Genomic DNA, 8,272 nt, shown 5'->3' on the forward strand with positions numbered 1-8,272 from the left:
AATCGTGCTGCCCTGCGCCGTGCTCGCACTCGACTGCGACTGGCTCTGACTCTTGCTCGACCCCGCCGACACGTTGACACCCACCGTGGTCGCCGCCTTGATCGGATCGCCGCCCACCGCGTCGTAGGCGTTCTTCGCCGCCAGCGCCGTGGTCGCGCCCGCCAACGCGATCAGCCGCGCATCGCCGTTCACGTTGCGCGCGGCTTGTCCCATCTGCTGCGCCGTCTGCCCGGCCGCCACCACCGCGTTGCTCACGCCCACCGTCACGCCCGATTGCCGATAACGATGCTGCTCCGCTTCGTTATTCGTGTCGTAGGCCGAGCCGATCGAGACCGACTTGCCGGACAGACTCACGTCCTGCCCCGCGTGCAGCGTGCTATCCATCACGTTCAGGGCGTTGGCCGCCTTGATGTTCAGATTGCCATCGAGCGAGCCGACCACGCTGCCATTGTGGGTCACGGCGCGCGATTGCTGTTCGTCTGTTTGCGAGCGCGTGCCGACGGTCATCGAGAGGGCGCCATTGCCCATCAGCCCCGACTCGCTCTGATGGTCATAGCTCGACCCGCTTTGGGTGTCCTGCGTGGTCGTCACCGTGACGTTATTCGCCGCCGTCAGATTCACGTCGTTCTGGCCAACGATCGATGCGCCCTTGATCGTCAGATCGTGGCCCGACTGGATGTTCACGGAATCGCCCGATACCGTGCTGCCCACGCCGATATTCGTCTGCGTGTTCTGCATCTGGTCGGTCGTGGTGCTGTGCACGACGCTACCGCGCTCGGAATGCCGATACGCGTAATCGTCGTGCTCCTCGCGCCCATCGTTGAGCGTCACATCGCCCGTAGCCACGATATTCGCCGCGCCGGCATCGGTCCCGAGCGACGAGCCCGTGAGCGTCACGTTTCCGCGACTCTTGTCCGCGCTCACAGCGGCGAGCGTCGCGTTGCCGCCCGCGGAGAAGGTCGAGCCTTTCGTCTCTTCGTCGTAGCTGTGCTGGATAAACTTGTCGCGATCGTCCGTGGCAACGTTGTCGAACTTCCGGCTATCGGTGACTGTGGTTGCCGACAGGTTGCCACCCGCCACGACCGCCATGTCCTGGCCCGCGCTCACCTGCGCACCCTTGAAGGTCATGTCGTTGCCCGACTGCATCGCGAGACTGCCGCCCGCGCTGATGCCGCTCGTCTGATTCAGCGTCGTGTTCTCTTCCCAATGGTGATCGGCGTTTTTCGCCACCGATTGCGAAGTCGTCGACTGAACGGTATCCACGAGCATGTCATGACCCGCCGTGATCTGCGCGTTGCCGCCCGCGCTGATGCTCGCGCCATGCATCGTCAGATCGTGCCCCGCGGCCACGACCATATCGCCCGTCGATACGATCGTGCCTTGCGCACCGACCAGCGTCTGCTGAACCTTGCTGTTGCCCGCCGCCGAACTCACGCCCACCGCATCGACGAGCGTCGTGTTGACGATGTCGTGCCCCGCCAGCACCGCCACGCGATTGCCCGAGATGCGCCCCGATGCGTTCAGCAGATCGTTCGATGCGGAAATGACCGTCGTGCCATCGCTGCCGATGCTGCCGCCGCGATTGAGAATGTTCGTGCCGGTGATCACCGTCTGCGTGCCACCTTTGATCACGCCGCTATTCGTCACACTGCCGGTGGTATGAATTTGCACATCGTCAGCCGAGATCAATGCGCCAGTCGGCTGAAGATCGTTGGCGTGCGCCTGCGCCAGATACACCACGGGTGCGAGCACATGCTGTGTGGTGCCATCGGGCAGCGTGACCAGTTGATCCACCAGCCACACGATGTCGCTCGTGAGCGCGTCCATCTGCGCCGCCGTCAATGCCATGCCCGGCATGAGATTGAACGCCTGAGCATAATTCACGCCGCTAGACATCAGCGCACGGTATTCGTCTTCGGCGGACGTGTAGCCTTGCAGATACACCCGGCCCGCCAGTTGCGTGATCTGGTTGCGGATGAGTTGCTGCTCATACAGACCGTCGCCCAGGCGCTTCTCGGTCTTCATCGGATCGAGGTTCAGCGCGTTGAGCATGTAGTCGCTGGAGATGAAGCTCGTGTAGCTCGTCAGACGCGGATCGGTTGCGATCAGATACGGCGCGTCCGGAGCCGTGTTGTAGTGGTACAGGCCGCTGGTGGGCAGCGGGATGGTCAGCGCCCCGGTAGGACCGGCCACCGATTGCGGGGCGTTGACCGTCTGGGCGTTGCCCGTGACCGTGCCCGTCGTCGAACCGTTCGCGGTATTGACCGTGGCGCCGCCCGAGGCCGTGCCTGCTGCATCGCCGCTCGCGGCATTCACCCGGGCGCCGCCCGAGGCCGTACCCGCTGCATCGCCGCTTGCGGCATTCACGGATGTGCCGCCCGCCACGCTCACGCTATTTCCACTGCCGCCCGAGACCTGCGTCATCGCGGTATTCGCACCAAGCGTGCCGCCCGTCGCGCCCGTGGCCGAACTGGCCGCCGCGACGTTCGTGTTGTTCACCTCGCGTGCGTAGATGTCGATCAGATTGTTCGCGACGATCGTACCACCCGTGCCGCCGATGGCCACCGGAGCCAGCACGATCGACGGTTGCGTGATCGTGCCCACGTCACGGTTCTTGTCCTCGTTCCACGCATAGGTCGAGACGATATCCTGCCGCTGATACTGATACAACGTCTGGCCGATGTTGTTGACGATCGTGCCGCCCACATTGCCGTTGCCGCTCGCATCGAGTTCGCCGTTTTGCGCGGCATTGCCGATGCGGATTGCATCACCCGCCGCGATGGCGCTGTACGCGTTGTTGACGATGCCCACGTTCGCCAGCGTCATCGCGCCTCCGGCGAGCAATTGGGCCTGCGGCGCTTGCGCACCCGCCACCCGGTCCCGTTGCGTCGTCGTGGTCGTGTCACGCGCGACTTCCACGCGCTGCCAGCCGTTGTGTGCGTCGCCGCGCGTCAGATACTCCGTGGCCGGGTCGTAGTTGATGTGCGGATCGTAGGCGTCCCAGTAGTTGACCGTGATCGTACCGTTGCTGTTTTCCGTGAGCGTGTTGTAGTAGATCGTCGTGGGCGTACCGTCGATGTCGACGACGAGCACGCGATCCACGGCAGCCGGCCCGCTCGTGCTCGACTCAACATCGGCGGCGCTGAAACTCACATTTAACGGAGTCTTGTAGCCGTAGTCGAATAGCGTCTGGTTGCAGCCGGAACCCGTCGGGCCTCCAGGGTCGCTCGCACTTGTGCCGCCATTACACGCGATGTACTTCGCCCGTTTGGTCTGGTGCTCCTCCTCGACATCAGTGGTCACCGTCTCTACCGTCGGTGCGGGACGCGTGTTCGTCAACGTATCGGTCGCGACCTCGATGTTGCCCAGCGCTTCGATCGTCGATTGATCGTTGGTTACCGAATTTGCACGCGTCGCCAGCAGGCCATTCGCATCGCGCGTGGCGTCGCCCGCGATGTTGATGTTGCCGAGACTAAACAGGTTCGCGCCTTGCGTGTTGCTGATGTCGCCGCGCGAATAGACATTCAGCTCGGAGGCCGCCGCCATCACCGCCGCCGCGCCGACGTTGGCGACCGACTGCGTGCCGTTCACCGTGACCACACTACCTATGATCGTTCCGGTGTTCGCAAGCGTCGCGCTTTGGGTCGAAACCGTATCGCCTTCGATGCGGCCTTGGTTCGTGATCGTGTTCTTCGCATTGACGGTCGTGCTCGCCGAGTTCAGGTCTCCGCTCGCCTGGTTATCGACGTTGTTTGCATTGACCGTCAACGCGTTGACCGCCGCGAGCGTGCCCTGGTTCGTGAACGTGCCCGTAGTCGTGAAGCTCAGATCGCGATTGGCCTGAATCTGATTCACGCCGTCGAGCGTGTAATCGCCATCGAGGGTCACCGCGCCGTCGTTGCCCACAATGATTCGACCGTCTCCAGTCAGCGTGTTCGTCGTGAGCGTGAGGTTTTGATCGCTGCCGATGGCGCCGTTCTGATTGGCGAGCGCGCCGGTCCTGATCGTGACGCTGCCGCCGCTGCCCTGATCGTTTCCGATGCGGCCCGTGGAATTATCGATCGACGCGGTATCCAGGCTCATCGCCCCATTCGCGTGGACGGAGCCGCCCGCGTTCAGTAATGCCGCATTCCGGCCGTTGAGCGTGAGCGCGTTCGCGCCCGAGAGCGTCGCGTTCGTATTGTCCGCCAGTTGCGCGATGGTTAGCGCCAGATCGTGCCCGGCGAGCACTTGCGCACCGTTCGTGTTCGACAGCGCGCGCGCGTTCACCGACACATCGCCATTGCCGCCGATCGTGCCTGCCCCCGCCACGCCGTTTGCATTGTTGTTGACGATGACATCGGCCGTGATCGTCGTCGCGCCCGTTCCGCTATTGGCAACGCGGCCGTTTGAATTGTCGATCGATGCGCCCGACATCGACAGAGTGGACGTCGCGCCGTCCGCCTCGATTTGGCCGCCGACATTGTCGATGTCGCCCAGCGCGCTCACCGAGAGGTCCTGGCCGGCCTGCATCAAACCGGCGCGGTTCGTGATCCGCCCACTCGACTGCGCCGAGAGCGTGCCTCCCGCAACCAACGTACCGCCGGAGTTATCGACGCTATCGCCCGACACGCTCACATCGCCATTGCCGCCGATCAATCCGTCCCCGGTGTTGCTCAATGCACCGCGCGCATTGACGGTGGTCGCGCTGGGCCCGCCGTTGGCGATCGCGCCCTGGTCGTTGGCGATGGCCTGCGCCTGAACGTTCAAGGAGCCATTCGCTTGGATGATGCCGCCGCGATTATCCAGCGCGCCCGCGTCCGTGATCGAGACGTTCTGCGCACCGACATAGCCGCCGTTGCGGTTATCGAGCGAGGCCACATCGAGCGACACGGATGTTTGAGCGGCCAGCGTGCCGCTCTGATTGGAGAGCGCGCCACCTTTGATATCGAGTGCGCCATTGGTGGCAATCGTGCCGCCGTTGTTCGAGATCGCATTCGTCGTCTGGACCGACAGCGTGCCCGTGCCGGAACTGGTGATGACGCCGTTGTCATTCAGCAGTGCGGCGGGCGTGATTGTCAGGTCCGCCGCGTTGGTCTGAATCGAACCCAATGTGTTATTCAGGGTTCCGCTGATCGTGAAGCGCGTCGCACCCGCGCCCACCTGCGTGATCGTGCCGTTGCGATTGATCAGATCATAGGTCGATAGCGCCAGTTGGCTGCCCGCGATCGTGCCAGCGTTGGTCAGCATCGTGCCGGCGGACACCGTGGTCATGCCGTTCGCGGCAAGCGTGCCGCCATTGAAGAGCGTCTGCACCGCGCGCGCGATCAGGTTTTGCATCGCGGTGATCGATCCGGCATTGACCAACGTGCCTGCCTGCCCGCTCACGTCGCCGTTGCTCGCGATCAACCCGTTCTCTGCGTTGTTGAGCAGGCCGGTCGTGGTGAGCGTCACGCTGTTGCTGTTCAGCGCCGTGATGCGACCGTTGCCGTTTTCGAGACTTGCCGCCGATGCACGCAACGCGCCGCCCGACTGCAACGTGCCGCTCCAATTTGATAGCGCGCCGCTCACGTTGGCGTTCAATGCACCGTTGGTCGCAATCGTGCCATTCACGTTCGACAACGAACCGGTGTTGATCGACAGCGTGCCCGTGCCTGAATCCGTGATCCTTCCGCCGTCGTTGATCAGCGCAGCCGGCGCCATGCTCAGGTCACGGGCGTTGGTCGCAATCGTGCCGCTGGCATTGTCCAGCGTGCCAGTGACCGCGAGCGTCGTTGTGTCCGTGCCGGTTTGCGTGAGCGTGCCGTTGTGGTTGACGAGGTCCGTAGCAGCGACGTTCAGTTGAGCACCGATAATCGCGCCATGACTGTTGTCGAGCGTCGTGGCCTTCACGGTCGCAGTGCGGCCGGCGGAGATAGCGCCGAAATCCGTCAGCGTCGTGCCGGCGGTCACCGTCGCCCGGCCGTTCGCGGCCAGCGTCCCTGAGTTGAGCAGCGATTGCGTGGCTGCGGCGACGAGGTCCTGCACGGCGGTGATCGAACCCGCGTTGACGATTTGTCCCGCTTGCGCGACGACATTGCCGTTGCCGCCGATCGTGCCGCCCTGCGCATTGTTCAACAAGCCCGAGACAATGAAGTTCAGGCCGTCGGCGTTAAGCGAAGCGATCCTGCCCGCGCCGTTATCAAGACTCCCCGCGGACGCACTCAACGCACCGCTCGCCTGCATCGTGCCGCCCCGGTTCGAGAGCGCGCCGCTCACGTTCGCGTTCAATGCGCCGTTGGTCGAGATCGTCCCGTTCACGTTGGACAACGAACTCGTGCTAATCGACAGGGTGCCCGCGCCAGAGTCGGTGATCTTGCCGTCGTCGTTGATCAGCTCGGCGGGCGTCAGGCTCAGGTCGCGGGCATTTGTCGCGATTGCGCCTTTGGCGTTATCGAGCGTGCCCGTAACAGCAAGCGTGGTTGCCCTCGTGCCGGTTTGCGTGAGTGCGCCGTTATGGTTGACGAGGTTCGTTGCACTGACGTTCAGTTGATCGCCCGTGATCGTGCCATTGCTGTTATCCAGCGTCGCGGCTCTGACGGTCGCCGTTTGGCCGGCGGAGATCGAGCCGCCCGCATCGGTAAGCGTCGTGCCGGACGTAACGGTCGTATTGCCGTTCGCGGCGAGCGTGCCGGCGTTCGCAAGCGACTGCGTAGCCGTGGCGACAAGATTCTGCACCGCCGTGATCGAGCCCGCATTGACGAGTTGACCGGCTTGCACGTTCACATTGCCATTGCCGCCGACGCTCCCGAACGCGCCGTTATCCAGTCGGGTGGTCGCAGACAGCGACAAGCCGCTGGCGTCCAGCGAAGCGATATGTCCGTTCGCATTCGCCACGCTGTCGGCACGTGCATCGATTGCGCGTGCGGCCTGGATCTCGCCGCTCTGATTCGATAATGCGCCACGCACCTTCGCTACGAGCGCGCCATCGGTGATGATCGTGCCACGGTCGTTGGACAACGCGCCCGTGTCGATGGACAACGTACCCGTGCCCGCGTGAAGAATCTTGCCGCTTTCGTTGATGAGTGCGCCCGGCGTAAGCGACAACGACGTCGCGTTGGTCGCGATGGTTCCTTCTGCATTGTCCAGCGTGCCACTGACGGCAAGCGTGGTCGCACCCATGCCGGTCTGCGTGAGCGTGCCGTTGTGATTGACGAGGTTGGTCGCGGTGACGCTCAATTGATCGCCGGTGATCGTGCCGTTGCTGTTATCGAGCGTTGCGGCTTTGACGGTCGCCGTTTGTCCGGCGGAGATCGCGCCACCCGCATCAGTGAGTGTCGTGCCGGCTGAAACGATCGTATTACCGTTGGCGGCAAGCGCACCCGAGTTTGCGAGCCACTGCGCGGCACCCGCTACGAGGTTCTGAACCGCCGTGATCGAACCGGCGTTGATGAGCTGACCGGCCTGCGCCGTCACACTGCCATTACCGCCGATCGTGCCGCCCTGTGCGTTGTTCAAGAGGCCCGAGACGGTGAGGCTCAGTCGGTCCGCGTTGAGCGAGGTGAAGTGTCCGGCTGAGTTGTCGACGCTGCCCGCGCGAGCGGCGAGCGATCCAGCCGACTGGATCGTTCCGCCCTGATTCAGGATCGCATTGACGATGTTCGCCGTGAGCCAGCCGCCGGAAATGATCTGCCCGTTGCGATTCGACAGCGCGCCCGCCGTGATCGACTGCGCGCCACCCGATTTGAGCGCGCCGTTGTCGGTCGCGAGCGTACCCGCGGCATTGACATTGATGACGCCGCCCGCGGTCGAGGTCGCACGCGAGACGTTCATGTCGCCCGCATTGGCTATCAAGGCGAGATTACCGTTCGCGGTGGTCGAACTACCCGCGAGATTCATCGAAGCACTCGCGAACGTTGCATTGCCGCCGGCTGCGTTGCGGCCATTGGCGTCCAATGCGCCCGACGCCGTGACCGTCAGATCTCCGCCTTGAGCAATCGAGCCGTCCTGATTGATGCCCGCGCCGAGCGTGCCGGTCGAGGCGATACTGCCCGCATTGACGCTCGTGTTCTGCTGCGCGGCCAGCGTGCCGCTGTTGGTCAAGGTTCCTGACGTGGATACGACCACATCGCGCTGCGCGTAGGTCGTACCACTGTTATCGATTCCTTGCGCGGCGTTGGCGCTGATCGAACCGCTCGCCTGAGTCGTGCCGGCGAGCACGAGTTGCCCGTTACTCCTGAGCGTCAGGTCGCCCGCTTGGGCGGCCAGGACGCCACGATTGCTGACACCGACACCATACTCGTTGCCGATCAGC

The 8,272-nt window shown here is 63.8% G+C and carries 1 protein-coding gene; it reads right to left on the reverse strand.

What is annotated here, in order from left to right:
* On the reverse strand, positions 1-8,272 hold an 8,272-nt coding region (locus AWB82_RS35850), incomplete at both ends, for a beta strand repeat-containing protein (RefSeq protein ID WP_143756985.1).

Source organism: Caballeronia glebae (genome assembly GCF_001545035.1).
GTDB lineage: Bacteria > Pseudomonadota > Gammaproteobacteria > Burkholderiales > Burkholderiaceae > Caballeronia > Caballeronia glebae.